20 protein-coding genes and 1 other RNA gene are annotated in these 21,732 nt (G+C 69.1%); 4 read left to right on the top strand and 17 right to left on the bottom strand.

Features of this window, described 5'->3' with window-relative positions; genetic code table 11:
• From murD to QZV94_RS03195, 12 genes are all read right to left on the bottom strand, one after another.
• A partial coding sequence (gene murD / locus QZV94_RS03140; RefSeq protein WP_293676347.1) for a UDP-N-acetylmuramoyl-L-alanine--D-glutamate ligase occupies positions 1 to 1,301 on the bottom strand: 1,301 nt, incomplete at its 3' end.
• 23 nt (positions 1,302 to 1,324) lie between these two features.
• The gene (gene mraY / locus QZV94_RS03145) at positions 1,325 to 2,461 is read right to left on the bottom strand and encodes a phospho-N-acetylmuramoyl-pentapeptide-transferase (protein ID WP_293676348.1); all 1,137 of its coding nucleotides are present in this window, start codon (positions 2,459 to 2,461) and stop codon (positions 1,325 to 1,327) included.
• Entirely contained in the window at positions 2,461 to 3,879 is a 1,419-nt protein-coding gene (murF, locus tag QZV94_RS03150; protein WP_293676349.1) for a UDP-N-acetylmuramoyl-tripeptide--D-alanyl-D-alanine ligase, read from the bottom strand. The genes mraY and murF overlap by 1 nt, the downstream gene beginning before the upstream one ends.
• Complete coding sequence (locus QZV94_RS03155) at positions 3,872 to 5,326, bottom strand: UDP-N-acetylmuramoyl-L-alanyl-D-glutamate--2,6-diaminopimelate ligase (protein WP_293676350.1); 1,455 nt, start codon at positions 5,324 to 5,326, stop codon at positions 3,872 to 3,874. The genes murF and QZV94_RS03155 overlap by 8 nt, the downstream gene beginning before the upstream one ends.
• Positions 5,323 to 7,077: a penicillin-binding protein 2 gene (locus QZV94_RS03160; RefSeq protein ID WP_293676351.1), complete on the bottom strand. Its 1,755-nt coding sequence runs from the start codon at positions 7,075 to 7,077 to the stop codon at positions 5,323 to 5,325. The genes QZV94_RS03155 and QZV94_RS03160 overlap by 4 nt, the downstream gene beginning before the upstream one ends.
• Positions 7,074 to 7,520, bottom strand: a complete 447-nt coding sequence (locus tag QZV94_RS03165) for a cell division protein (protein WP_293676352.1) — start codon at positions 7,518 to 7,520, stop codon at positions 7,074 to 7,076. The genes QZV94_RS03160 and QZV94_RS03165 overlap by 4 nt, the downstream gene beginning before the upstream one ends.
• Positions 7,517 to 8,452, bottom strand: a complete 936-nt coding sequence (gene rsmH / locus QZV94_RS03170) for a 16S rRNA (cytosine(1402)-N(4))-methyltransferase RsmH (RefSeq protein WP_293676353.1) — start codon at positions 8,450 to 8,452, stop codon at positions 7,517 to 7,519. The genes QZV94_RS03165 and rsmH overlap by 4 nt, the downstream gene beginning before the upstream one ends.
• Entirely contained in the window at positions 8,449 to 8,931 is a 483-nt protein-coding gene (locus QZV94_RS03175; protein WP_293676354.1) for a division/cell wall cluster transcriptional repressor MraZ, read from the bottom strand. Before QZV94_RS03175 ends, rsmH begins: the two co-directional genes overlap by 4 nt.
• A 359-nt stretch (positions 8,932 to 9,290) precedes the next feature.
• An RNA gene (rnpB, locus tag QZV94_RS03180) (RNase P RNA component class A) lies at positions 9,291 to 9,693 on the bottom strand.
• Positions 9,694 to 9,727: 34 nt separating this feature from the next.
• Positions 9,728 to 10,447, bottom strand: coding sequence for an N-acetylmuramoyl-L-alanine amidase (locus QZV94_RS03185; RefSeq protein ID WP_293676355.1), 720 nt, complete (start codon positions 10,445 to 10,447; stop codon positions 9,728 to 9,730).
• Complete coding sequence (locus QZV94_RS03190; protein WP_293676356.1) at positions 10,447 to 11,337, bottom strand: DMT family transporter; 891 nt, start codon at positions 11,335 to 11,337, stop codon at positions 10,447 to 10,449. The genes QZV94_RS03185 and QZV94_RS03190 overlap by 1 nt, the downstream gene beginning before the upstream one ends.
• 124 nt (positions 11,338 to 11,461) lie before the next feature.
• Complete coding sequence (locus QZV94_RS03195; protein ID WP_293676357.1) at positions 11,462 to 12,361, bottom strand: alpha/beta hydrolase; 900 nt, start codon at positions 12,359 to 12,361, stop codon at positions 11,462 to 11,464.
• A 325-nt stretch (positions 12,362 to 12,686) separates the two neighbouring features.
• Here QZV94_RS03195 and QZV94_RS03200 point away from each other — a divergent pair, with 325 nt between their 5' ends.
• Positions 12,687 to 14,723, top strand: coding sequence for an ATP-binding protein (locus QZV94_RS03200; protein ID WP_293676358.1), 2,037 nt, complete (start codon positions 12,687 to 12,689; stop codon positions 14,721 to 14,723).
• Here QZV94_RS03200 and QZV94_RS03205 read toward each other — a convergent pair.
• From QZV94_RS03205 to QZV94_RS03215, 3 genes are all read right to left on the bottom strand, one after another.
• The gene (locus tag QZV94_RS03205) at positions 14,720 to 15,862 is read right to left on the bottom strand and encodes an acyl-CoA dehydrogenase family protein (protein WP_293676359.1); all 1,143 of its coding nucleotides are present in this window, start codon (positions 15,860 to 15,862) and stop codon (positions 14,720 to 14,722) included. The genes QZV94_RS03200 and QZV94_RS03205 overlap by 4 nt on opposite strands.
• An 86-nt stretch (positions 15,863 to 15,948) precedes the next feature.
• Positions 15,949 to 17,154 carry an acyl-CoA dehydrogenase family protein gene (locus QZV94_RS03210; protein WP_293676360.1) on the bottom strand — a complete coding sequence of 402 codons (1,206 nt, stop codon included), beginning with the start codon at positions 17,152 to 17,154 and terminating at the stop codon, positions 15,949 to 15,951.
• A gap of 250 nt (positions 17,155 to 17,404) precedes the next feature.
• On the bottom strand, positions 17,405 to 18,064 hold the full coding sequence (locus QZV94_RS03215) for an energy transducer TonB (protein ID WP_293676361.1): 660 nt from the start codon (positions 18,062 to 18,064) through the stop codon (positions 17,405 to 17,407).
• Between the two features lie 144 nt (positions 18,065 to 18,208).
• Here QZV94_RS03215 and QZV94_RS03220 point away from each other — a divergent pair, with 144 nt between their 5' ends.
• Positions 18,209 to 18,940 carry an endonuclease/exonuclease/phosphatase family protein gene (locus QZV94_RS03220; protein WP_293676362.1) on the top strand — a complete coding sequence of 244 codons (732 nt, stop codon included), beginning with the start codon at positions 18,209 to 18,211 and terminating at the stop codon, positions 18,938 to 18,940.
• On the opposite strand, the gene QZV94_RS03225 is transcribed toward QZV94_RS03220, so the two are convergent.
• Positions 18,937 to 20,391, bottom strand: a complete 1,455-nt coding sequence (locus QZV94_RS03225; protein ID WP_293676363.1) for a phospholipase D-like domain-containing protein — start codon at positions 20,389 to 20,391, stop codon at positions 18,937 to 18,939. The two genes, QZV94_RS03220 and QZV94_RS03225, sit on opposite strands and share 4 nt — an antisense overlap.
• Positions 20,392 to 20,562: 171 nt before the next feature.
• On the bottom strand, positions 20,563 to 20,895 hold the full coding sequence (locus QZV94_RS03230) for a hypothetical protein (RefSeq protein ID WP_293676364.1): 333 nt from the start codon (positions 20,893 to 20,895) through the stop codon (positions 20,563 to 20,565).
• A gap of 170 nt (positions 20,896 to 21,065) precedes the next feature.
• Here QZV94_RS03230 and QZV94_RS03235 point away from each other — a divergent pair, with 170 nt between their 5' ends.
• Positions 21,066 to 21,494: a PaaI family thioesterase gene (locus tag QZV94_RS03235; protein WP_293676365.1), complete on the top strand. Its 429-nt coding sequence runs from the start codon at positions 21,066 to 21,068 to the stop codon at positions 21,492 to 21,494.
• Complete coding sequence (locus tag QZV94_RS03240; RefSeq protein WP_293676366.1) at positions 21,491 to 21,715, top strand: DUF1289 domain-containing protein; 225 nt, start codon at positions 21,491 to 21,493, stop codon at positions 21,713 to 21,715. Before QZV94_RS03235 ends, QZV94_RS03240 begins: the two co-directional genes overlap by 4 nt.
• The last annotated feature ends 17 nt before the right edge of the window (positions 21,716 to 21,732 follow it).

The raw sequence follows: 21,732 nt of genomic DNA on the forward strand, positions 1-21,732 counted from the left end.
AGCAGGACAACCGCGTCCTTGCCGGTGGCCGCAGCGTCGGCGAAGGCGGCCTCGACCGCGGCGGGGATGGTCCCGCACTTCACCGCCTCGGCCTTATCCCTGAGCGTCTCGGCGAAGGCTTCCTGCGCCTCGCCCACCAGGTAGGCCTTGACCACGCGCGGGAAGAGATCGGCCAGGTCGTCGATGCCGCCGGTCTTGGGTTGGCCGCCGGCGATCCAATAGACCTTGGGATAGCTGGCAAGCGCTTGGCGCGCGGCGTCGGCGTTGGTGGCCTTGCTGTCGTTGACGAACCGGACCTTGCCGACGTGCGCCACCGTCTCCATCCGGTGCGCCAGGCCCGGAAACGTCAGCAGCGCACGAGCCGCAGCGTCGGGGGTGATGCCGAGTCCCTTGGCCGCCGCATAGGCGGCCGCCGCGTTCTGCCAGTTGTGCCGCCCGGGCAGCGAACGGGCCCGCTTCAGGTCGGCCGCCTGCGCCGTGCGCTCGCCGGAGGCGTCGTAGAGCAGGCCGTCGAGAGCGTAGATGCCGCGGCTGAGCGCCTTATTGGCCGAGATCGGCACGATGGTGCGCTGGTTGGCGGCGGTGACCTCGGTGCAGATGCGACAGCCCCAGTCGTCGTCGATGCCGATCACGGCGGTGTCGCCCTTGCCCTGGTTCATCAGGATGCGGCGCTTGGCGGCGACATAGCCCTCCATGTCGCCATGCCGCTCCAGGTGGTCCGGCGAGATGTTGAGGATCACGGTGACATCGGCCTTCAGGCTCGAGGTCAGGTCCAGTTGGTAGGAGGAGAGCTCCAGGACGTAGACGGCGCCGCCGTGCATGTCGTCGAGGGCCAGGACCCCGGTGCCGATGTTGCCACCTATGCGGACGTCGCGGCCGGCCTCGGCGCAGATGTGGCCGATCAGGGCGGTGGTGGTGGACTTGCCGTTGGTGCCGGTGATGGCCACGATCTTCGGCCGCTTGTGCTCGGGCGCCGCATTCACGGTGCGGGCGAAGAGCTCGATGTCACCGACGATCTCGACGCCCTCCGCCTTGGCCTTGTCCACCGTCCAGTGCGGCTTGGGGTGGCTTAGCGGCACGCCGGGCGACAGCATCAGGGCGGCGAAATCGCCCCAGTCGGCGGTCGTCAGGTCGGTGAGCTCGAGGCCCTCGGCGACGGCCACGGCGCGGGTCCCGGCGTTGTCGTCCCACAGCGCGACCTTCGCCCCGCCGGCCAGCAGGGCGCGCGCGGCGGCCAGCCCCGTGCGGGCGAGGCCGAAGACGGCGACGGTCTTCCCTGCAAAGACGCGGACCGGGATCATGGTGTGCTGACGCGCGCCCTCCCCTACCGCAGCTTGAGGGTGGCGAGGCCGATCAGGGCCAGCATGATCGAGACGATCCAGAAGCGGATCACGACGGTCGATTCAGACCAGCCCAGCTTCTCGAAGTGGTGGTGGATCGGGGCCATCAGGAAGATCCGGCGACCGGTGCGCTTGAACCACGCCACCTGGATCACGACGCTGAGCAGCTCGGCGACGAACAGGCCGCCGATGATGGCCAGCACGATCTCGTGGCGCGTGGCGACCGCGATGGTCCCCACTGCGCCGCCCAGCGCGAGCGCCCCGGTGTCGCCCATGAAGATCTTGGCCGGCGGCGCGTTGTACCAGAGGAAGCCCAGTCCTGAGCCGATCAGCGCCCCGCAGAACACCGCCAGCTCGCCCACGCCCGGTACGAAATGGAGCTGCAGGTAGTTGGCGAACACGTAGTTGCCGACGAGGTAGGCGATCAGGCCGTAGGCCGCCGAGGCGATCATCACCGGCACCGTGGCCAGGCCGTCGAGGCCGTCGGTGAAGTTCACGGCGTTGGCGGCGCCCACAATGATGAAGGCGCCGAAGGCCAGGTAGAACCAGTTCAGGTCGATCAGCCACTGCTTGAAAACCGGGAAGGTGATCGAGGTCAGCAGCTCCGGGCTCTCCGGCGGCTTGGCGGCGAACTGGATAATCAGCGCGACCGCGACCATGGCGATCGCCGCCTCCAGCACCAGGCGCACGCGCCCTGAGATGCCCGCCGTGGTCTGCTTGGTGACCTTGGAATAGTCGTCGAGGAAGCCCAGCAGGCCGTAGCCGCCGGTAACGATCAGCACCGCCCAGACATAGACGTTGGTCAGGTCCGCCCACAGCAGGGTGCCCGCGAACAGGCCGGCCAGGATCATCACCCCGCCCATGGTGGGCGTGCCGGCCTTCTCGATGATGTGGCGCTCGATGCCCTCGGCGCGGATCGGCTGACCCTTGCCCTGGCGGGCCTTCATCCAGCGGATGAACCGCGACCCCATGGCCACCACCACCACCTGTGCGGTGAAGATCGCCAGGCCCGTGCGAAGGGTCTGGTATTTCAGGAGGTTTAGGACCGGCACGTAGCCGCCCGAGGCGGGATCGACGCTCTGGAGATAGTGCGAGTACTGCAGGTAGAGCCAATAGAACATCAGCCGGCCTCCGCCATGCCAGGCGAGCGGGGATCGAGCGCGGCCAGGGCCCGGGCGATGAGCCCCGCCTTCGACCCGTTCGACCCCTTCACCATCACCAGGTCGCCGGGCTTCACGGCCCCGACGAGCTCCGGCGCCAGCGCCTCGGCCGTTTGGGCGTAGCCGCCACGCCGAGTCGGCGGAAGGGCGTCCCAGAGCGATTTCATCAAGGGACCCGCGCAGAACACGAGGTCAATCGATGCAGCCTGCAGCGGAGCGGCCAGGCCGGCGTGGAAATCGGTCGCCTGAGGGCCCAGCTCCAGCATGTCGGTGAGGGCCACGATGCGGCGGCCCTCCGTCGCCCGCGCGCCGAGCGTGGCGATGGCCGAGGCCATGGAGATCGGGTTGGCGTTGTAGCTCTCGTCGATCAGCGTGACGGCCCCGCCCTTCACGGCGATGGACTTCTCCGCGCCCCGGCCCTCCAGCGGTTCGAACGACCCCAGGGCCGCCAGGCCGGCGTCCAGGCCGACGTCAAGGGCCTCCAGCATCAGCAGCACCGCCATGCTGTTCAGCCCCCAGTGCATCCCCGTCTGCAGGATGGGGAACTCCAGCGCCTTGCCGTGCAGGCGCGCCTGGATCACGGCGTGCGGGCCCGGGACCTGGAAGTCGATCAGCCGCGCGTCGCAATCCGCCCCGGTCCCGAAGGTCAGAACCTTGGCGCCGGCCTGCGCGGCGCGGCCCGCCAGCAGATCGAACCAGGGGTTGTCGGCGTTCAGCACCGCCACGCCGCCCGGCTCCAGGCCCTCGAACACTTCGGCCTTGGCCCGCGCCACCCCGGTCTCGCCGTCCGGGAAGTTCTCCGTGTGCACCGGCCCCACCGTCGTCACCACCGCGGCGTGCGGCCGGACCATCTTCGCCAGCGGGCGGATCTCGTCGGCGTGGTTCATGCCGATCTCGAAGACCGCGCGCTGCGTCCCGCGCGGCATGCGGGCCAGGGTGAGCGGAACGCCGATGTGGTTGTTGTAGGACTTCACCGACGAATGCGCCGGGCCGGCCAGCCGCAGCCCCGCGATGATCGCCTGGGTGATCGAGGTCTTGCCGACTGAGCCGGTCACCGCCCCGCGCCGCGCCTGGCCCGCCCGCTCGCGCGCGGCGATCCCGAGCGCCTCCAGGGCGGCCTGGGTGTCCGCGACCGTCACCGCCGGGCCGGCCACGTCGCGGCTGACCAGCGCGCCGGCCGCGCCCTTGGCCATCGCCTGGGCGATGAACTCATGACCGTCGCGCGCGCCGGCCAGCGCCACGAAGAGGTCGCCAGGCTCGAGGGTGCGGGTGTCGATGGAGACGCCGGTGGCTGCGAAACCGTGAACCTCTTTCCCGCCCGTCGCCGCCGCTATCTCCCCTGAAGTCCAGAGGGGCTCCGTCCAGAGCGGATCAGCCATGGACCAGCTCCAGGGCCTTGGCGGTCTCTTCCACGTCGTCGAAGGGGTGGACGACGTCGCCGACGATCTGGCCCTGCTCGTGGCCCTTGCCGGCCACCACCAGGATGTCGCCGTCCCTGAGCATGCCGGCGGCCACGCGGATCGCTTCGCGCCGGTCGCCGATCTCCTTGGCCCCCTTGGCGCCGGCCAGCACATCGGCGCGGATGGCGGCGGGGATTTCGGAGCGAGGGTTGTCGTCGGTGACGATGGCGACGTCGGCCAGCCCGACGGCGATCTGGCCCATCAGGGGGCGCTTGCCCTTGTCGCGGTCGCCGCCGGCGCCGAACACCACGATGAGACGGCCGCGGGCGTGCGGCCGGAGCGCCTCCAGCACCGTCGCCAGGCCGTCAGGGGTGTGGGCATAGTCGACGTAGGCCTCGCCGCCGTGGGCGCCCGCGCCGACCCGCTGCAGCCGCCCGGGCGCGCCGGTCAGGGCCTCGAGGCCGGCGAACACCGCCTCCAGGCTCATCCCCGCCGCGCGGCAGAGGCCAGCCGCCACCAGGGCGTTGGAGGCCTGGAACCCGCCGGCCAGCGGCAGGCGCACCTCGTGGATCGCGCCCTCGGCGCGGATCGATAGCCGCTGGCCTTCCGGCAGCAGCACACGTTCCAGCAGCCGCATCGCCTGGCCGGTCTCGCCGACGCTCATCACCCGCTGGCCGGACACCACCGAGGCGGCCGCGAAGAACGGGAACGCCTCGGAGTCCGCGTTCAGAACGGCCGTGGCTCCGCGTGGCATGAGCTGTTCGAACAGTCGCAGCTTGGCCTTCGTGTAGGCGTCCATGGTGTGGTGGTAGTCGAGATGGTCCTGAGTCAGGTTCAGGTAGCCGGCCGCCGCCAGCCGCACGCCGTCCAGCCGCCGCTGGTCGATCCCGTGCGAGGAGGCCTCCATAGCGAGGTGCGTCACGCCCAGCTGGCTCATGCGTGCCAGCAGCTCGGCGACGTCGCCGGCGTCCGGCGTTGTCAGGCCGGCCGGCGTGATCTGCTCGTCCGTCCCATCCGGCCGCGAGATGGTGACGCCCAGCGTGCCCATGCTGGCGGCGACGTGGCCGGCGCCGGCGAACATCTGGCGGCAGAAGTTGGCCACCGAGGTCTTGCCGTTGGTGCCGGTGACCGCCACGCAGGTCTGCGGCTGGCGGCCCCAGAAGTTGGCCGCGGCGAGCGCATAGCCGCGGCGCGGGTCGCGGCAGATCACCGTGGGGACGGACAGGTTCAGGTCCTGGTCGGCGATCACCGCCGCGGCGCCGGCCTCCACCGCCTTGGCCGCAAACACCGCGCCGTCCACCTTCGAGCCCGGCAGGGCCGCGAACAGGAAGCCCGGCTTCACCTTGCGGCTGTCAGCGGTCACCCCGGTGATCTCGGGATCGACGCCCACGTGCCGCTTCACGAGGGTGGTGAGGCGCGTGTTCATTGCGCCTCCGCCATCTCTTCGGGCGTCGGCTCCAGGACAGGAACGGCCTGGGGCGCGTTCTTGCGACGCTGGACGCCCAGGAACGGGGCGATCCGCTCGATCACCCGGCCTGCCGCGGGCGCGGCCACCCAGCCGCCGGTGGCGTACCCGGCGCTGGCGGCGGTGCCCTTCGGCTCGTCGAGCAGGATCAGCACGAAATAGCGCTTGGTCTCGGTCCCCCCATAGGTCGGGAAAATGGCGGCGAAGGATGAGACCTGCTTGGCGTGGCTGTAGCCACGGATGGCGGGGTCGTACTTCTCGCCGGTGCCGGTCTTGCCGCCGACGTAGAGCCCCTCGATGTTGGCCGACTTGCCACTGCCGCCGGTGACGTTGGCGCGCATGATCGACAGCATCTGTAGGGACGTCCGCTCCGACATGACTCGGGGACCATCCACCTTGGTCCCGGGTTCCAGCTTGCGGATAGTCATCGGGAGCAGCTTGCCGCCGTTGAGCACCGCGCCGTAGGCGCGCGCCAGGGCCAGCGGGGTCACATTGATCCCATGGCCGAAGGAGGTGGAGGCCACCGCGTCGTCGTTCCACACCTTGGGGGTCAGCGGCCGGGCGGTCTCGATCAGCTCGGTCTTGGCCGGCTTGGTCAGGCCCAGGCCGTCAAAGTAGGCGCCCATCCGCTGCGGACCGATTCCCTCGGCGAGCTTGGCGGTGCCGATGTTGGACGAATGTTGGAACACCTCCACCAGGGTCAGGATCTTCCGGGCGGCGTGGTAGTCGTGGATGGTGCGGTAGCCCAGCTGGTACGGATAGCGCGCGTCGAAGGTGCTCTCCGGCGTGGCGACGCCTGAGTCGAGGCCGATGGCCACCGTGAAGCCCTTGAAGGTCGAGCCCATCTCGAACACCGAGGCCGCCGCGCGGTTGGTCTGGCCGTTGACGCCGGCTGCGCCGGGGCGGTTGGGATCATACACCGGCCAGCTGGCCATCCCGAGGACCTCGCCGGTGTGGACGTCGCTGACGATGCCGACCGCGCCCTTCGGCTTGAACTCTGCGATCGCCTTCCAGAGCTCGTCCTCCAGCGCGCCCTGAACCCGCAGGTCGATAGAGATCGCGATCGGCTTGCCGCCGCGGGCGCCGGCGCGGATGTCCTCGTTGAACGCGGCCTCTGCGCCTGACAGGCCTTCGCCGCCGGAATCGGAGAAGCCGATGATGTGCGCCGCTGTCGGGCCGAGCGGATAGATCCGGCGCTGCTCGGGCTCGAAGGTCACGCCGGGGAGACCCAGGTCGTTGATCCGCGTGCGCTCCTGCGGGGTCAAGGCGCCGGCGACGAACACGCGGCGGGCGCCGCGCAGCGCGCGCTCCAGCCGGCGAGGATCGAGATCCGGCATGGCCGCGATCAGCGTGCGGCGCGTCTCCGCCTGGTCCCAGATCTCCCGCGGGTCGATGTAGAGCCCGTAGTGCAGCAGGTCGGCGGCCAGCAGCCGGCCGTTGCGGTCCACGAGATCCACGCGTCCGGCGCCGAGCGCCGGCCTGCCCACGGCCTGGGCGGCGTCGGAAAACAGCGCCGCGCGGGTTGCGCCGATGGCCAGAAGTACGAAGCCCAGGCCGAAGAACGCCAGGATCACGAAGATGCGCAGGCGGGTGTCGTCCTCGGGGCGGCCCGAGGCGCGAGCGCGCTCGAAGGCGTGCTCGAGTTGCCAGACGCGTTCCAGGAGCCAGCGCGGCAGGCCGAAGGGCCCGATGGACTGCTGGCGGAGGCTCATGGCTTGACCGCCTCCGCGAGCCGGACCGGCGCATCCTCGGTCGGCGGCGGTGGCGGCACGCCGGCGACCGAGCCGGACCCGTCCACCATGGCCGCCACCGCGGAGGGCGCCACGGCGGACTTGGGCGGGCCGGTGCGGGCCAGTTCCGCAAGCTGCTCCAGGGTGGCCTCGTTGGTCACCGTGACCGGCTTCATGCCCAGATAGGACGTGGAAAGCCGCTCGATGCGGCCCGGCTGCTCCAGGTGCGCCACCTCCGCCTGCAACAGGCGGATGCGGGTCTTCTCAGCCTCGATCTTGCGCTCGATCTTGGCGATATCGGCCCGCTCGCGCCCGGCGATGGTCTTGGCCAGGTAGACGCCGAAGATCACGCTCACCAGCACCGCGATGCCGATCAGGTCCATCAGGCGGAAGCCTCGGACGCGATGGGTGAAGGGGTTGATCATGCCGCCGCCCTCCACACCGGCGCGTCGGTGCGGACCGCCGCGCGCAGCTTGGCCGAACGGGCCCGCGGGTTGGCGCGGATCTCTGACTCGGAGGGGGCGTGGGCGCCATTGAACAGCAGCTTGAAACTTGGCGCCTCGGTCTGCTCCACGGGCGGGGCATGTCGCGAGCCGGCCGGGGCGCGCCCGGCCCGCACGGTCAGAAAGGCCTTCACGATGCGGTCTTCCAGCGAGTGGAAGGTGACGACGCAGAGCCGGCCGCCAGTCTTCAACACGCGTTCAGCCGCCACGAGGCCCGCCTCCAGCTCGCCCAGCTCGTCGTTCACGGCGATCCGCAGGCCCTGGAAGGTGCGGGTCGCCGGATGGATCTTGGCCCCGCGGCGACCGCCCAGCGCCCGCTCCACGAACTCGGCGAGCTCCAGGGTGCGGCTGAACGGCTGCTCCGCGCGCCGCTTCACGATGGCGCGCGCGATGCGGCGGCTTTCGCGCTCCTCGCCGTAGACGAAGATGATCCGCGCCAGCTCCGTTACGTCGGCGGAGTTCACGATGTCGGCCGCGGTCTGGCCATCGCCGCCCATGCGCATGTCCAGCGGCCCGTCGTGCATGAACGAAAATCCCCGTTCGGCCTCGTCGATCTGCATCGAGGAGACGCCCAGGTCGAGGGCGACGCCGTCAGCGCCGCCCTCGCCGAGCGCCGCGTCCATTTCCGAGAATCGCGCTTCCACCAGTCTGAAGCGGTCTGCCGGAAATCCCGCGGCAAAGCGACGGACCGTAGGGTCGCGGTCAAACGCCACGACCTTCGCGCCCGTCGCGAGGATCGCGCGGGAGTAACCCCCCGCGCCGAAGGTGCCGTCCACCACGGTGTCGCCCGGCCCGCAGGCCAGGTTCTCGATCACCTCATCGAGAAGGACGGAAGTATGCGGAGAGGCGCTCATGCAGCGCCCCCCAGGTTTCCATTGGCCAGTCTTGCTGCGCGCTGCTTGGCGCGCATGTCGGCCAGGCCGGCCTTGGCAAACTCGCGGTCGGCGGCGCGCTGGGCGCGGTAGGTCTCGCGTTCCCAGATCTCGAAGCGGTCGCGCAGGCCCACCACGGCGATCCAGTCGGTCAGGCCGTACTGCTCGCAGAGGTGCTCAGGCAGGGTGATCCGGCCGGCGGGATCGAAGCTGAGTTTCTGCATCTCACCGAACACGTTGCGCTCGATGGAGTCGCGCAGTTCGTCGCCGAACTCCAGGTCGTCGGCCATCTTGGCGTAGCGGCCGAACAGGGCCTGGCCGCCGCCTTCGATGCAGTGGGAGCGGATGGAGGGGAAGACGAAGAGGCTGTCGCCCGGCTCGGCGAGCGCGGCGCGGTAGTCCTGCGGCACGACGATGCGCCGCTTCGCGTCCAGCTGCTTGTCAAACGTCGAGAGGAACATCTCTCCCGGCGGCCCCCTGCCTTTGCCAACCCCTAAGCCCGCGCCCGACCACGACTTTGGTTAGCAATTGATTGATGGGGTAACATGGGACTGGGTGGGTTTCAATGACACTCAATGCCCCGACTGCCCTTTTTGCTAGGGTCAAGACGTCGCATTGCTGAGCACAGTCAGGTTGTCCACAGAACATACTGGGTACGAATAGTTAACGGCGAAGCTCTCCCTCCCCGTTGGGAAGGACTAGCCGGGAAGCGATCAGGATGGGCCGTGTCGGCCGGAACTGAGAGGGAGGGGATGATCCAGAGTCCCCCACCCCGCTCGCCTCGGCGAGCTGTCCCTTCCTTTCAATCAAGGGAGGGAAGAAGATCAGACGGCCTGTAAGCCGGGTTCTGTCCGCCCCCTCCCCTCGCGAAGAGAGAGCGTGACGGTCATTCCTCTGGACCGATCGTTGCCGACCGGTTCTCGCGACCTACCCGGATCCCTGGACCGGCGACGGCCCTGCCCTCTTGCGCCCAAAGGCTCGCGAGTGCGCGGGATCCCTATTCGGTCTTGCTCCTGGCGGGGCTTGCCATGCGGCCTCTGTCACCAGACGCCCGGTGCGCTCTTACCGCACCCTTTCACCCTTACCTTCGCCGAAGCGAAGGCGGTCTGCTCTCTGTGGCGCTATCCCTGGGGTCACCCCCGGTGGGCGTTACCCACCGCCATGTCGTCGTGGAGCCCGGACTTTCCTCGAGCCCGAAGGCCCGCGACCGCCCGGCCGTCTGATCCGCGCGATAGGTGGTCGCTGCGGGCGATCAGGTCAAGCTGCGAGCCGCAGCAGTGCGATCAGCCGGGCCCGGGTCTCGCCGTCGGCCATCCCATCCACCCGCCCTGGCCGCCAGTGCCGCTGGAAGGCGCGCACCACCGCGGCGGTGTCGGCATCGAACTTTCCGTTCGGCGGCAGGTCGTAGCCGAGCCGCGTGAACCCAGCCTGAAAGGCGAACACCGCCGCGCCCTCTTCGCCCTCCCCGAACGGATCGCCCGGCGCAGGGGGCGGCTCCACCCAGAGGCCATGACCGGCCTCGGCGAGGCGCTTCCAGGGGAACAGCTCGCCGGGGTCCTCCTTGCGCGCGGGGGCCACATCCGAGTGGCCGACGATGTCGCGGTCGTCGATCTCCCACCGGCCGCGGATGTCGCCCACCAGTTCCACCACCGCGGCGACCTGCGCCTCCGGGAACGGACGGTAGCCGAACTCGTGGCCTGGATTGACGATCTCGATGCCGATGGAATCGCCGTTCAGGTTGCGCCGCCCGCGCCAGAAGGAGACGCCCGCGTGCCAGGCGCGGCGTTCCTCGGCCACCAGGCTGTAGACGCGGCCGTCCTCCTCCACCACGTAGTGCGCCGAGACCTTGGCGGCCGGGTCGCGCAGCCGGTCCAACGCCTCCTGCCCCGTCCTCATCCCCGTGTAGTGCAGCACCAGCACGCTGGGCGGCGCCGTGCGGGCGTCGAAGTTCGGCGAAGGGGCGGCGATCACATCCATCAGGCGCGGTTCCGCAGGGCAAGCAGCATGGCCATTACCTGACTGCCCCGCAGCGCGATGATCAAGATGCCGGCGATCGCCAGCAGGCTGCCGATCACCAGGCGCGGGCCGAAGGGGTCGTGGAGCACCGCCACCCCGAGGACGATGGTGGTCAACGGCGTGGCGAGGATCAGCGCGGAGATCAGGTTGGCCTCATAGCGCTGCAGGAGCGTGACATAGACGGTGTGGGCCCCCAGCGAGACGATGATCGCCGAAAAGATCAGGGCGGCCCAGAACTGCCAGCCGACGGTCCGGGCGAATTCGATCTGTCCGGGCTCCAGCAGCGCCGACAGTCCCGCCATCGGGATCAGCGAGACGACCCCCACCCAGGCCTGGAACGTGAGCGGCCGCATGCCCTCGATCTGCTTGGTGAGGATCACCCCCAGGGACGACATGATGGTGGAGAGGGCGACCAGCATCAGGCCCTTGGAGAGGACGAAGCCGTGCGGGTCCCACATCACCGTCAGCACACCGGCGAAGGTCACCAGGATGCCGACCCCGCGCACCCAACGCACCCGCTCGCCGAGCAGCAACATCGACAGGATCAGGGTGATCGGCATCCCCAGTTGCAGCACCACCGAGGCGGCTGACGGCGTGGCGTACTTCAGCCCGACGAACATGAAGCCGAAGCTGCCGCCACCCATCAGGAACGCCGTGATCACCAGCCGCCAGATCGGCCGCGGGACCGGTCGCAGGAAGGGGATGAGGCACGCTGCCACGATGAGGAAGCGGGCGGCCGCGTAGAACAGCGGCGGCGCCTCCAGCGTGCTCACCACGTACTTCGAGACGATGTTGTTGACCGCCCAGATCAGGCACATGGCCATCAGCAGGGCGAAGTCGCGGGGCGCCATGCCTCCAGCTAGGGCGCGTCAGGCGAAAGTGGAAGCCGGTTTCTCCGCCCGACGCGCCCCCTCCATGGAGGAGCCTTCCCGCATCCGCGGGAAGGCGGGGCGGCGTTGCCTCTCCGGGCGACCGTCACGCCTTCAGGAACGCCTCCAGGTCGCGATTCACCTCATCCATGTGGGTGACGAACAGGCCGTGCGGCGCGCCGGGGTAGACCTTCAGCCGGGCCCGTCTGACGCCGGCGGTGTAACGCCGGCCGCTGATGTCCAGGGGAGCCGAAGCGTCGTTGTCGCCGTGCAGGATCAGGGTCGGCCGGTCGATCTTCGCCAGGTCCCCACGCACGTCGGCCTCCATGAGCGCCCGGAACGTGGCGATGGCCACCGGCGCGGGCGTCGACAGCATCTGGTCCACCAGCCAATCCTGCATGGCGGGCGAGGTCGAGGGCGTGAAGAACGGCGCCTGGTTGTCGCGCGCCCACTTCGCAAAGTCGGTCTTCCACTCCCCGATCCATCCATCGAAAAAGGCCTGCGGTGCGCCGTAGGCGTTGTCCGGCCTCTGCACCATGCACGGCCCGGCCGGGGCCAGCATGGCCACGCGCCGCACGCGGCCTGTTCCGTGTCGACCCAGGTAGCGGGCGGTCTCCGCGCCGCCCATGGAATGGGACACGATGTCGACCTCCTTCAGGCCGAGGCCGTCGATCACGGCGCCCAGGTCGTCGGCCAGGGTGTCCAGGTCGTAGCCGCCGGCCGGCGCATCGGAGCGTCCGTGCCCGCGCCGGTCGAAGGCTATGCAACGGAAGCCGTCGTCGGCCAGGTGCGCCACCTGGTAGGCCCACATCTCGCTGGTCATCGCCCAGCTGGAGACGAACACCACCGGCCGCCCCTCGCCCCAATCGCGGTGGAACAGCGTCGTGCTGTCCTTGGCGCGGATGCTGACCGGCCGACCGGGCGCGGCGGCCGCGGGGCGGGGCGGGGCGATCGCCGCCACCGTGCCGGCGGCCAGGGTGGAGGCGAGGATCTCGCGGCGGTTCATGACAGGTCTCCCTTGCATGGGCGGGGAGGAAACTGCAGCGTGGGAGGCCGGTCGATTACGCGCCAGGTAATCCACGCACCAAACTCGTCACCCCGCGCCGCGGTTCGGGGCAGCTCCGCTTCCGCGGGCGGCGAGTGGCCCATCCGGCCGCGCGGCGCGACGTTGACCTCAGTCAACTCCGCAATCGCGGCGAAGCCTTATCCCTGTTCTTTTCACGTGCCCCGGCAAGGCCTCAGGCGCTCGGGGCCGAGGAGGTCCCGTGGGCCGAACGAGGTCAAGGCCGCATCCCAGCCGGCGGATCAGGGCGGTCCTGGCGTCCCCGCCCGTGAGCCGCGCCGCGGGGGCCCTGGCGGTGTCGATCGCGCTGGCCAATTTCCTCGCCTGGACAGGCTTGGCGCTGTTCGGCGCCGCCGCGCCGGCCTGGGTCTTCCGCATGAATCCTGTGACGGCGGTGTGCCTTATGCTCGCCGGCGCCGCCCTGTGGCTGCCACGAGGCACGCGCCCCTCTGTATTGAACGGCCTCAAGCTGGGCATGGGAGGCACGATCGCGGCCATCGGCGCTGCGAAGTTGGCCGAGCTGGCGATCGGTCGCGGCTTCGCCGTCGACCTCGCACTGTTTCCGGAGGCGACCCTGTTGTTCGAGCGGAGCCGGATGGCTCCCAATACCGCCCTCGCCTTCGTCCTCTTGGGCGCAGGTCTCGCGCTTTCGACCCGACCGGGCGCCCGCGCCGCGACGCAGGCGCAATCCTTCGCGGCGGGCGCTCTCGCGGTGGCGGGCATGGGCCTGATCTCCTATGCCTACGGCGCGCTGAGCCTCGTCGAGTTCACCAGCGCAAGCGCGATGGCGTTCCAGACGGCGACCTGCCTGTGCGCGGCCGCCGTGGGCGTCCTCTGGACGCGATCCCAGCGCGGGCTGACGGGAATCCTCACCAACGCGACCCTCGGCGGGACCATGGCGCGGCGGCTTCTGCCCACGATTCTCCTGACCACCGTCGGACTGGGTGGCCTCAGGATCTCTATGGCGCGTGTATCCCTCGTGAACGAAGTCACCGGCGTTGCACTGCTGATCACCGCGATCTTGATCACCCTGGTGACCGTGTCGCTGATCTTCGCCGAAGGCCTTCGGCGCGTCAGCCTCCGGCTCGCTGCGCGGGAACACGCCCTGATGAAGACGGCCGCCGAATTGAGCAACGCGCGCGACGAGGCCACCGCGAGCGCTAGGACAAAGGCCGACTTCATGGCCAACATGAGCCACGAGATTCGAACTCCGCTCACCGCCATCGTAGGCTACGCGGACCGGCTGGTGCGGCGCGACGATTTGAGCCCCGTCGCCCATCGCGAGAGCTCCCGGATCGACGTCGCCGCCCAAGCCCTGCTCGCGATCGTCAACGACGTGCTCGACTTCTCGAGGCTGGAAGCGGGCCAGGTCACGATCCGTCCGACCCCTACCGACGTGCGCCAGCTTGTTTCTGAGGTCTTGCAGCTGTTCGATCAGCAGGCATCGGACAAAGGCCTGGCGCTGAACCTGACGTGCGACGCGACGCTTCCGCCCTATCTGCTCGTCGATCCGAACCGGACTCGTCAGATCCTCTTCAACCTTGTCGGGAACGCCGTGAAATTCACCGAAAAGGGCGCGGTGCGAGCGGCCTGCAGTTACGATGAGGGCCTCGGCCGGCTATCGCTCCGTGTCGAGGACACCGGACCGGGTGTGCCCAAGGCTCAGCGCGAGCTTCTATTCCGGCGTTTCTTCCAGGTCGACGCTCAATCCACCCTCCGCATCGGCGGGACCGGACTCGGCCTGTTTATCTGCAAGGGTCTGATCGACGTCATCGTCGGCGAGATCGTGCTGAGCGACCGCGCGGGCGGTGGCTCCATCTTCCAGGTCGCCTTCCCCGCCGCGCGCGCCGGGGCGCCTGCGGCGGATCCGCCTTCCGTCGGGGGGGCTTCGCTGGACGGCGCGCGGATCTTGGTCGTCGACGACGAGGCGGCGACCCGGGAGTTGGTCCGGGCGATCCTAGCCCCGCTGGGCGTGGACGTTCGCGAGGCGGCCGACGGGCTGGAGGCAGCCGCCACCGCCCAAGGGACACCTTTCGACGCCATCCTCATGGACCTGCGGATGCCGCGCCTCGACGGCCTCGCCGCGGCGAGCCGGATTCGCCGCACAGCAGGCCCCAACAGCGCGGCGCCTATCTTCGCCTTCTCCGCCACGCTGGACACCCCCGGAACACAGGGCGTCGAACCCGTGTTCAGCGGTGTCCTGCGCAAGCCGTTCGTGCCCGCCGACCTGGTGTCCCTGCTCAGCGAAGCCGCGACGCTTCGGTCGTGCGCGGCACCCGGACCAGGTTCCTCTCCATCCGCTTAGGCAGCGTGGCCCAGGCTCAGGAACTCGTAGCGGGCCAGGTGGTGGTCGACCGAGCCGAAGGCGCTCTCGATCATGGTGGCGCGCTTGAAGTAGTGGCCGATGGCCATCTCGTCGGTCATGCCCATGCCGCCATGCAGCTGGATGGCGTTCTGGCCCACGAAGCGGCAGGCCTTGCCGATCTGCACCTTGGCGGCCGAGGCGGCCTTGGCGCGCTCGGCGTCATCGGTGACCTTGATGTTGGCCATGTAGGTCATCGACACGGCCTGCTCGACGTTGATGAACATGTCGACCATGCGGTGCTGCAGCACCTGGAACGAGCTGATCGGTTGGCCGAACTGCTTGCGCTGCTTGGTGTATTCCACCGTGCCCTCGTGCAGCTTGCGCAGCACCCCGCAGGCCTCCGCGCAGGTCGCGGCGATCGCCTCGTCGACCACCTTCTCGACCAGCGGCAGGCCGTGATCGGCCGGGCCGATCAGGGCGTCGGCGCCCACGCTGACATTCTCGAAGTAGACTTCCGAGGCGCGGTTGCCGTCGACGGTGGGGTAGTCGCGGGTGGTGACGCCCCTGGCGCCCTTCTCCACCAGGAACACCGAAATTCCCTGCGCGTCGCGCTCGCCGCCGCTGGTGCGCGCGGTGACGATCAGGTGCGTCGCGAAGGCCGCGCCGACGACCACCGCCTTGTGCCCGTTGAGCACCCAGCCGGCGCCGTCCTTCTTCGCCGTGGTGGCGACGGCGGCCAGATTGTAGCGGCTCTGCGGCTCTGCGCTGGCGAAGGCGAAGATGTTCTTGCCCTCGATGATGCCGCCGATCAGGTCGGCCGCGCCCGCGTGGCCCGAGTGCTTCAAAAAGCCGCCGCCGATCACCACGGTGCCGAGGTAAGGCTCGACGACCAGCGCCTTACCGAACTCCTCCATGACCACCATGTTGTCGATCGGGCCGCCGCCCAGGCCGCCCAGTTCCTCGGAAAACGGCGCGCCCAGGATGCCCAGCTCCTCGGCGAAGGCCTTCCACACGGCCGGCCGCCAGCCGGGCTCCTTGGCCACCGCCGCGCGGCGTTTGTCGAAATCGTAGTGATCGGCCAAGTACGCGGCGACCGTGTCGCGCAGCATCGACTGTTCTTCGGTGAAGCTGAAATCCACGGTTCGTCGTCCTCGGTGTCTGCCGTTGTCGTTGAAGCTTTAGAGCCTGGGCCCCTTCCCGCAAGGTCCCGCTAGGGAAGCGCCCCTCAGAGTCCCAGCACCATCTTGGCGATGATGTTGCGCTGGATTTCGTTGGAGCCGCCGAAGATCGAGGTTTTGCGGCCGTTGAACATCTGCCCTGCGAGACCCTCGGCGTAGTCCGGCCCGACGGAAAAGTTCGAGCCCTTCAGGTCGCGCAGGAACGGCGCGCCGTAGTGGCCGACGGCCTCCAGGGCCAGTTCCTGGATGCGCTGCTGGATTTCGGTGCCCTTGATCTTGAGGATCGAGCTCTCGGGTCCCGGCCCCTTGCCGCTGCTTTCACCCGCCAGTGTTCGCAGCTCGGTGAACTCCAGCGCCGTCAGGTCGATCTCCAGCTCCGCCACCTTGCGGCGGAAGAACGCGTCGCCAATGAGCGAGCCGCCGGTGTCGCTGCGCTCGGTGGCGGCGATCGTCCGCAGCTTCTCCATGTTGCGTTTCGAGCGCGCCACCCCGGCGATGCCGCTGCGCTCGTGGGCCAGGAGCGCCTTGGCGCAGGTCCAGCCCTGGTTCTCGTGGAAGATACGGTTCTCGACCGGGACCTTCACGTTGTCGAGGAACACGTCGTTGACCTCGTGCCCGCCCTCCAGGGTGATGATCGGGCGCACGGTGATCCCCGGCGTCTTCATGTCGATCAGCAGGAACGAAATGCCCGACTGCGGCTTGGCGTCGGGGTCGGTGCGCACCAGGAAGAAGCCCCAGTCGGCGTGCTGCGCCAGCGTCGTCCACGTCTTCGACCCGTTGACGATGTAGTATTCCTTGCCGTCGTCGGCGGTGATCCGCTCCGCCCGGGTCTGCAGGCTGGCGAGGTCGGAACCCGCGCCCGGCTCGGAGTAGCCCTGGCACCACCAGACCTCACCATTGTAGATGCCGGGCAGGAACCGCTGCTTCTGCTCTTCGGTGCCGAACGTGTAGAGCACCGGCGCCAGCATCGAGATGCCGAACGGCAGCACCGGCTGGCAGTCGGCCCGCGCGGTCTCCTCCGACCAGATGTACTTCTGCGTGGGCGTCCAGCCCGTGCCGCCGTGCTCGACCGGCCAGGACGGCGCCACCCAGCCCTTCTTAGCCAGCACCTTGTGCCAGAGCAGCATCTGCTCCTTGGTCAGCCCCTCGCCCTCGTCCTGGGCGCCGCGCAGCTCGGCCGGATAGTTGTCCTTGATGAACGCCCGGACGTCCTCGCGGAAAGCGTCTTCCTCAGGCGTGAAGTCGAGGTTCATTGGCGGCTCCCGGCCCGGATTTGCGTGGTCCCAGACCTATACGCGGCACTCCGCCGAGAGGAAAGATGACGCCGACGTCAATCTCGGAAAGCGGCGACTACCCCGCCACGGGCGCCTGCGGCGCCGCGGCCTGCAATAACAGCGGAGTCAGCACTCCCAAACTCACGACCGCGCTCTCCCCTGTGATCCGCATCGTGCGCCGGACCCGCCTCGCACGCCGGCGACGTTCATGGCCTCGACTGGCTCCATATCAAGGCTGCACCTTGGGCGCGGCCAAGGCGTCATTTCGCACGCGCAGACAGGCGGCCAGCCCCAGTTCCTTGGCGCCCAAGCCGGCGGTGGAGATCTGGCGCGCCTGCGCCAGGGAGGCTTCGAACATCGACGGCTTTGTCTTGGACGACGCCGCGCGTAGGGCGGCCTGCGCTGCGAAGAAGCCGTAGGCGTTCGCGGCGTCTTCGTCGGCGGGAACCTTCTCCACATGAGCGGCGGTCTCGCCGTAGCAAGCAATGAGAATGGTCAGGGGATCGATGGCGCCTCCCGGCGTAACGAAGCGGATAGGAATCCGCACCGTGCCCCCGTCCAGCGGGACGCCATCCTTTGTCTGGGGGTGCATCCGGAAGTCGGCCGCCAGCTTGAGTACGGCCTCGCCGAAGCCTTCCCCGGGCGGGGACTCTTCCGACACCGCACAGTCGTGGAGCAGGCCATCGGCTCCGACCTGGCATGACAGCACCGCTCGGCCCGTCAGACCCTTCCGTAGTGCGCCCTTGGGATAGTGCCGCGCCACGTCGTCGCCGTTCGGCCGCCGGGCCCAAGACGGATTGGTGATCACTGGAGGTTTCGCGGGCGTCGCGGTCGAGGGCTCGGGGTCGCCCGCCGCGAGCGCCAGGACCATCAAAAAGATTGCCGCCATGGACGCCCCCCTCCCCCGTTGGAAGCCCAAGGTTGAGAACTGACCGTCTTCAACCCACGGCAAAGCTTACGGGGGAACCGGTCCGCCCACCACCCGGTTCTGCGCCTTGTCTTCGCCGCGGAAGACGGCCAGACCTCCCGCTCCATGCCCCGCATCGTCACCTACAACGTCCACCGCTGCGTCGGCACCGACCGTCGCCTCGACGTGGGGCGCATCGCCGCGGTGCTGGCGCAGCTCAATCCGGACATCGTGGCGCTGCAGGAGCTGGACGTCGGGCGCCGCCGGACCGGCCGCGTCGACCAGGCCCACCAGATCGCCGAGAAGCTGGCGATGACGCATCACTTCCATGCGGCGCTCCAGGTCGAAGAGGAGCGCTATGGCGACGCCATCCTGACCGCCTATCCGGAAAGGCTGGTGAAGAGCGGCCCCCTGCCCGGCTACGACCGCGTCCGGGCCCTTGAGCCGCGCGGCGCGCTGTGGGTCGAGGTGATGGTCGAGGGCCGGCCGGTGCAGGTGATCAACACCCACCTGGGGCTGGTGCCGCGCGAGCAGCAGCTCCAGGCGAGCCACCTGGCCGGCAACGCCTGGCTGGAGCACGCCGACTGCGCCTGGCCGGCGATCCTGCTTGGCGACTTCAACGCCACCGCCAGCTCCGTCGTCTACCGCACCCTGACGGCGCAGCTGCAACCGGCGCGGCGGCTGGCGCGGCGCAAGAGCCCATCTTCCACCTTCCCCTCGCCGCTGCCGGTGCTGCGCATCGACCACCATTTCGTCAGCCCCGGGATCATCGTCGAGGACGTCTTCGCCCCCTTTGATCCGTTGACGCGCAGCGCCTCGGACCACCTGCCGCTGGTGATGGACTTCGAGCTTACCTAGTCGCCCCGGATGATGTCCCGCGCCTGGCGGAACAGGCGGTCGCGGCGGCGGTGCAGGCGCCAGGAGTCCGTGGCCTCCGCCGGGTCGGCCAGGTGGAGGCGGGCGATGAACTCCTGGAAGACCGTGCCGCGCGATGGATCGATGGGCCGTAGGCGTCCCTCGCGGTTCAGGGCGTCGACGGCGGCGATCAGCCCGCCGTGGTCGGCGCGGGCCTTGGCCACAGCGTCGCCGGTATGGCCCAGGAAGTGGCCCACCAGCCGGTCGCGCAGCGCCGCGATCTGCCGCCGCTCGTCCGGGCCAGCGGCCTCGACCGCCAGCTCGATCTCGCTGTCGAAGCCGAAGGAACGGTTGTTCAGGTTGGCCGACCCCACCCGCACGATCCGATCGTCGAATATGCTCGACTTGGAATGCACGATGATGTCCGAGCCCGCAGCCGTGGTCGGAAAGACGGCGCGGAACCGGCCGAAGGTGTCCGCCGAGCGCAGCCGCCAGACCATGGCGCCTCGCGCGTGGTCCATGGTCATCTGATCGAACCAGCTGGGCGAATGGCCGGTGGCGATCAGCAGGATCTCGGGCCCGTCAGGGTCCTGCAGCCGCCGCGCCAGCGCCTCGGTGACCACCGGGGAGGTGAAATACTGGTTCTCCAGATAGATCGTGTGCTGGGCTCGTCCGATGCAGGTCAAGGTCAGTCGACGAATCTCGTCGACACACGGCTGTTTGCGCCACGCCGGGTTGGTGCGAGCGATGGAGACCCGGGTGTCCAGGAACTGGGCAGGGAGGGCGTCGGGCCAAGGGTCGCCTCCAGCGTCCTGCGGCGGGTCCATGGCTTCGTCCTTGGTACCCGCACGCCACCGCTCGCGGAAATGATCCCCAAGGGCCGCGGCCGCGGCGCCGTCGACCATCATCATCACCTCGTGCCGCGGGGGGTGGTGTTCCTGGTCGGGCATGATCCGCCGCGGCTCGACCTCTCGGTGGCCGGGCGTGTCCCAGCGATCCGTGGCGATGTCCCCGCCGCCGCAGAACGCCAGCTTGTCGTCGATCACCACGACCTTCTGGTGGTGGCAGGCGCCCAGCGGCACCATGTGGTCCAGGCGGAACTTCACCCGCGTGCCTTTGAACCACTTCGCGGCCCTCTGGGGGTACCCACCCTGGCTCAAGGCGATCGGGAAAGCCGCACGCCAGATCAGAAGGCGGATATCGAGCTCCGGGCGTTCTTCGGCCAGCCGCAGCAGCACCCGGCCCACCTCGTCGTGGTCGGCGGGCCCGTCATCTCCGTCCGGCTCAAGCCGCGTGCGCGGGTCGAACCCCCAGCCCAGGATCAGAATAGAGCGCCGCGCCCTCGGCAAGGCCTCCGTCAGCGCCTTGAAATAGGCCTCGGTGTCCACGAGCACGGCCACGCGATCGGCGTGCTCGGTGCGCCAGCAGGTCTCGCCGGGGATCAACAGGCTCATCGAACGCCTCAGCCGCGGCCGCTCGCCGGGCCGCACGCAGGAAAGCCTAAGGCCTAGCTCGGGTTCCGTCCGCTCCCCCGTCAAAAAAAGAAGCGCGTCAGCAGGGCTGACGCGCTGGCCGGGAGAGGCCGAGGTGGGCTGGGACGCGGGCTTGGGTTCCGGCGATCCCGCCTATTGCTTGGCGACGTTGGCGGGGCCGGCCAGGTAGGCCTGGCAGGCGCCGGTCAGTTCGCTGGTGAGGCGGTCCTTGCGCTCGGCGCCCTTGGCTTCCTTCCTGGCGCGCGCGAATTCCGCAGACGCGCGCTCCATCACATATGGCGCGCGCGCGCGGCCTTCGGCCTTGATGAAGCTGTCCAGCGACTGGGTATCGATGACGCCGGTCAGGCTGGTAGCCAGGCCCTTGCAGCGGTTTGCCTTCAGGAAGTCCACGTCGGTGACCTTGTCGGAGGCTACGGCGGAGCCGGCTGCAAAGACGGTGACGAGCGCGACGATGGCGAACTTCATAAGCAATTCTCCCTGGAAACTTCGAAAAAACTGCACGCGAGCTGGATTCAACTCAAATGAACAAGTCGCAATGATCTGCACCGGAACATTAATCTTTATTCATGGTACATCTATGTTACGTCTGAAACGAAGTACTTGCAGTCCCCTGACCCTCCGGGCGACGATGGGGCATGTCCCACCCTGAGCCGAAGCTGGACGCCGATGGCGTCAACGCCCTCCTGCGCCGCGCCTTCCCCGGGGCCGATCAGGCGAGGACGGTCCAGATCACCGAGGTGGCGCCCGGTCGCCTGCACATGGTGGCGCCCTACCGCGAGGGGCTGCTCCGGCCCGGTGGGGTGATCGCCGGCCCGACGCTGATGGGGCTCGCCGACAACGCCGCGTACGCCCTGGTCCTCGCGCACATCGGCGACCAGCTGATGGCCGTGACCTCACAGCTCAACATGAGCTTCCTGCGCGGCGCACAGCCCGGGGACATCCACGCGGAGGCGCAGATGCTGCGGCTGGGCCGGCGCCTGGCGGTCATGGACGTGCGGCTGTGGACCGAGAGCGCCGACCGGCTGGCGGCCCAGGCCAACGTCACCTACGCTATCCCGGCATGAGTGACCTGCAAGACAAGGCGGCGGTCCCCGCCCCGATCAAGACCCCGTGCATCAAGGTCTGCGTCGTCGATGGCGAGAGCGGCCTGTGCCTGGGCTGCTATCGCAAGCTCAGCGAGGTGGCGGGCTGGGCGCGGTTCACCGACGCCGAGCGGGACGAGATCCTGGCCGCCCTACCCGGACGCCGCAGCTTGATCCGCCCGGAGAAGCTGGCGCTCTTCTGACCGCCACCCGTGATTCA

Source organism: uncultured Phenylobacterium sp. (genome assembly GCF_902826855.1).
GTDB lineage: Bacteria > Pseudomonadota > Alphaproteobacteria > Caulobacterales > Caulobacteraceae > Phenylobacterium.

Coding starts and splice junctions, on each gene's coding strand:
- QZV94_RS03195 (WP_293676357.1), bottom strand. CDS start 12,361: ATGAACCGCCGCGAGATCCTCGCCTCCACCCTGGCCGCCGGCACGGTG.
- murF (WP_293676349.1), bottom strand. CDS start 3,879: ATGGCTGATCCGCTCTGGACGGAGCCCCTCTGGACTTCAGGGGAGATA.
- QZV94_RS03155 (WP_293676350.1), bottom strand. CDS start 5,326: ATGAACACGCGCCTCACCACCCTCGTGAAGCGGCACGTGGGCGTCGAT.
- QZV94_RS03240 (WP_293676366.1), top strand. CDS start 21,491: ATGAGTGACCTGCAAGACAAGGCGGCGGTCCCCGCCCCGATCAAGACC.
- QZV94_RS03220 (WP_293676362.1), top strand. CDS start 18,209: ATGCCCCGCATCGTCACCTACAACGTCCACCGCTGCGTCGGCACCGAC.
- rsmH (WP_293676353.1), bottom strand. CDS start 8,452: ATGAGCGCCTCTCCGCATACTTCCGTCCTTCTCGATGAGGTGATCGAG.
- QZV94_RS03190 (WP_293676356.1), bottom strand. CDS start 11,337: ATGGCGCCCCGCGACTTCGCCCTGCTGATGGCCATGTGCCTGATCTGG.
- QZV94_RS03185 (WP_293676355.1), bottom strand. CDS start 10,447: ATGGATGTGATCGCCGCCCCTTCGCCGAACTTCGACGCCCGCACGGCG.
- QZV94_RS03230 (WP_293676364.1), bottom strand. CDS start 20,895: ATGAAGTTCGCCATCGTCGCGCTCGTCACCGTCTTTGCAGCCGGCTCC.
- QZV94_RS03210 (WP_293676360.1), bottom strand. CDS start 17,154: ATGAACCTCGACTTCACGCCTGAGGAAGACGCTTTCCGCGAGGACGTC.
- QZV94_RS03215 (WP_293676361.1), bottom strand. CDS start 18,064: ATGGCGGCAATCTTTTTGATGGTCCTGGCGCTCGCGGCGGGCGACCCC.
- QZV94_RS03175 (WP_293676354.1), bottom strand. CDS start 8,931: ATGTTCCTCTCGACGTTTGACAAGCAGCTGGACGCGAAGCGGCGCATC.
- QZV94_RS03165 (WP_293676352.1), bottom strand. CDS start 7,520: ATGATCAACCCCTTCACCCATCGCGTCCGAGGCTTCCGCCTGATGGAC.
- mraY (WP_293676348.1), bottom strand. CDS start 2,461: ATGTTCTATTGGCTCTACCTGCAGTACTCGCACTATCTCCAGAGCGTC.
- QZV94_RS03225 (WP_293676363.1), bottom strand. CDS start 20,391: ATGAGCCTGTTGATCCCCGGCGAGACCTGCTGGCGCACCGAGCACGCC.
- QZV94_RS03160 (WP_293676351.1), bottom strand. CDS start 7,077: ATGAGCCTCCGCCAGCAGTCCATCGGGCCCTTCGGCCTGCCGCGCTGG.
- QZV94_RS03235 (WP_293676365.1), top strand. CDS start 21,066: ATGTCCCACCCTGAGCCGAAGCTGGACGCCGATGGCGTCAACGCCCTC.